Annotated in this window: 3 protein-coding genes and 1 pseudogene; 2 read left to right on the forward strand and 2 right to left on the reverse strand. The window is 64.0% G+C overall.

The features are described from left to right. A partial coding sequence (locus tag ACLP25_RS25295; protein ID WP_442471876.1) for a hypothetical protein occupies positions 1–252 on the reverse strand: 252 nt, incomplete at its 3' end. Between the two features lie 1,050 nt (positions 253–1,302). Between ACLP25_RS25295 and ACLP25_RS25300 the strand changes: the two genes are divergently transcribed. Together ACLP25_RS25300 and ACLP25_RS25305 are read left to right on the forward strand one after the other, a co-directional pair. Further along, the gene (locus ACLP25_RS25300; RefSeq protein ID WP_442471877.1) at positions 1,303–1,560 is read left to right on the forward strand and encodes a hypothetical protein; all 258 of its coding nucleotides are present in this window, start codon (positions 1,303–1,305) and stop codon (positions 1,558–1,560) included. Between the two features lie 346 nt (positions 1,561–1,906). Then, the gene (locus ACLP25_RS25305) at positions 1,907–2,203 is read left to right on the forward strand and encodes a hypothetical protein (RefSeq protein ID WP_442471878.1); all 297 of its coding nucleotides are present in this window, start codon (positions 1,907–1,909) and stop codon (positions 2,201–2,203) included. Positions 2,204–2,302: 99 nt separating this feature from the next. Here the strand turns inward: ACLP25_RS25305 and ACLP25_RS25310 are convergent. Next, a pseudogene (locus ACLP25_RS25310) lies at positions 2,303–2,578 on the reverse strand (hypothetical protein); the annotation flags it as partial.

A 2,578-nucleotide genomic window follows, 5' to 3' on the forward strand; every position in this document is an offset into this window, starting at 1 on the left:
GTCGAGCAGGATGACGGCGAAGTCGCGGCGACTATCGGCTTGCGCGATCAGCAGCGGGACGGAAAACAGCAACGCGCACTGGGTGAAGCCCATGAAATCTATGGAGGTGAGGTTCCGCGCCGCCGGAGCGGAAAAGGGCGGCTGGAGGGCCAGGAGGATCGCGGTCGCGAGCGCATACGAAGTTCCCAGACGATAGTCGGCCTGGGGAGGCGAACTCTTTGTTTCCAGGTTCGCCCTCACGCCTCGGCGCATCACTCGGCCTCCGCGAAATTCGTTTCGATCGACTTCCTCGACGCGTCGGACGGTTCGACACGCGGCAAATCGCCTGGCGCGAGCCCGAACCGCTTAGTGTTCGCATCGCCCGTCGACACGCGTGATCCTTGTGCGCATGGCCATTGCCGATCTCGAGAGCCACCCAGCGTCGCGCCTCTTGCGGTTGAACATAATCCTGCGGAAGCCGAAGACAAGAATTTGCAGGCTAAAATAACGTTTATAACATTAGTTGTAGTTATGACTGTGCCTGGAATAGTCTGCGTGAAGTTCGACTCGCCGCCGAACTTGCGCGACAAGCTGGCGCTCGCACTGGAGCAAGTGTCATGAACGGTGTTAAGATATAGGCGCGGGGTGCGCGCGAGGCATTTTCGACCCCACTCCATGCTCAAACTTCGCCCCCGCGCGCCCCGTTATACAGTGCCACGAGATGCCTAGAACGGCTCATCGAACTCGGGCTCGGGCTTTGGGAGAGCAAGATGCCGCCACCCCGCTCCAGAGCGCCGCGGTCCCATTGAGGCGTCCGCTGTCCGGGAATCTTCGCCGACCAAGTCAAGCAGCTCGGCGATCGGATCGACCGGCTCAGGCTCGGCCTGCTCGCGCGATTTCGCAACAGCAACGCTTTTCCCGTCTCGCCGGCGCAGCCATCCGAAACATCTCATGCCTCGATCGCCGCCATCGTTTTGCGGGCTATCCGGGCGACGATCTCCTTTCTGAGAGCTGTCGTCTCCGCTGTGAAGTCGATTTTCGCCTTGAATGCGCGCGTGCGGATTTTCTTGGAGGCGGAGGCGGAGGCGAAGGCCCGCAAATAAAGCCGTACTGCGTGAAAGTCTGGCCATAAGTCCCTCAGCGCGCGGCGTTTAAGCCTTCATCAACCATGACAGTGCATGGTCAACTGCACGGGTGTCGCGCGGGTGACGGACGGGCGGACGAATGGACGGGGAATGGCTCACCTACGAACAGGCGGCTGTCCGGCTCGGCGTCACCCCAGAGGCCGCTAGGCGACGGGCAATTCGAGGAAAATGGGCGCGCATGCCGGGCAACGACGGCCGGACGCGCGTCCGGGTGCCGGACGACTGGCGCCCCCATGGCGCCCCACTCGTCCGTCCGGACGCTTCGGCGCTGCTGCACGCCCTCGAAGCCCACATTGAAACCCTGAAAGCCGAAACCGAGACCCTGAAGGCGCAGCTTGCCGCTGCCGAAGCGCGGGCCGAAAGGCAGGCGGCCGAAACCGCCGAACTGACCGCCCGGCATGCCGGCGATCTGGCCGCCGAACGGCGGATAGGCTGACGACGCTCGCCGCCGAGCGTTCGCGGCCTTGGTGGCTGCGGTTCATAGGCTAACGCTCCCGCAAACGTCACATGGGGACCGGACGATGACCTCTCTGAGCCTTCAGGATGCAGCGGAACGGACCGAAACGAGCAAAATCGACATCTGGCGCGCCATTCAGGCAGGCAGGCTTCCGGCGCAGAGGATGGATGACGGCGGTTTCGCGATCGATCCGGTCGAACTGTTCCGCGTCTTCGAGCCCCAACGGCCCGACGAGCGTCCCATGGGACAGAATGCAACGGCCACTCCGGAGGCTTCGGAACGGCCTGAAACGAGCGCAACGCCTGAAACGGCCGCAACGAACGACATGGCCGTCGCGTTCGCGGCCCCTGGAGCGGAGCTCAAGGGCCTTCTCGAGCTGCCCGCCGAGGCGCCGGCGAACGACGAACTGCGTCAGAACCGGGAAGAAAGGCAGGCGGCCGACTTAGCTGAACGAGATGCTCAACTCGCCGAACTGGCCGCTGAGCGAGCAAAAGCCGAAAAGCCGATAGCCAAATATGCCGCGCTGGAAGAGCGCGCTAAGCCCTGGTGGAGGCGGCTCGTCGGATGGATCCAGACCCGTCGCGGCCGGGCAGCCCGGAAGCGCCTGCGGGAAAGGCTGTAGAGCCGGACATGACCGACGCCGCGTGGCCGCCTCGAGGGGAAGGGAGTGCTCGCGCCCTGATCGCGCGGCCTCGTTAACTTGGGTTCGTTGTCCTATGTCCGGCGTCTTGTGCGCCATCAGGCCGCTGACGAAATGCACGTCACGAGACAGTCGATCAAGCTTGGCGACGGCGACGGGGGTGGCCTTCTCGTTGCCGCGCGCTGCAGCGAGAGATGCGGCGAGCTGTGGGCGACAATCAAGAGCATCAGCGCCCTTCCCCGTCTCGACCTCGGTGAACTCGGCGACCAGCTCGGCACTCGGAATCTGACACCTTCGACCCGCTGATGGGCACCGCGACAACCACCGCGCCTCAGTGGAGATCGGACGAGCACACGG

This window comes from Roseiarcus sp. (assembly GCF_052145395.1).
Lineage (GTDB): Bacteria > Pseudomonadota > Alphaproteobacteria > Rhizobiales > Beijerinckiaceae > Roseiarcus.

Coding starts and splice junctions, on each gene's coding strand:
- ACLP25_RS25300 (WP_442471877.1), top strand. CDS start 1,303: ATGCCGGGCAACGACGGCCGGACGCGCGTCCGGGTGCCGGACGACTGG.
- ACLP25_RS25305 (WP_442471878.1), top strand. CDS start 1,907: ATGGCCGTCGCGTTCGCGGCCCCTGGAGCGGAGCTCAAGGGCCTTCTC.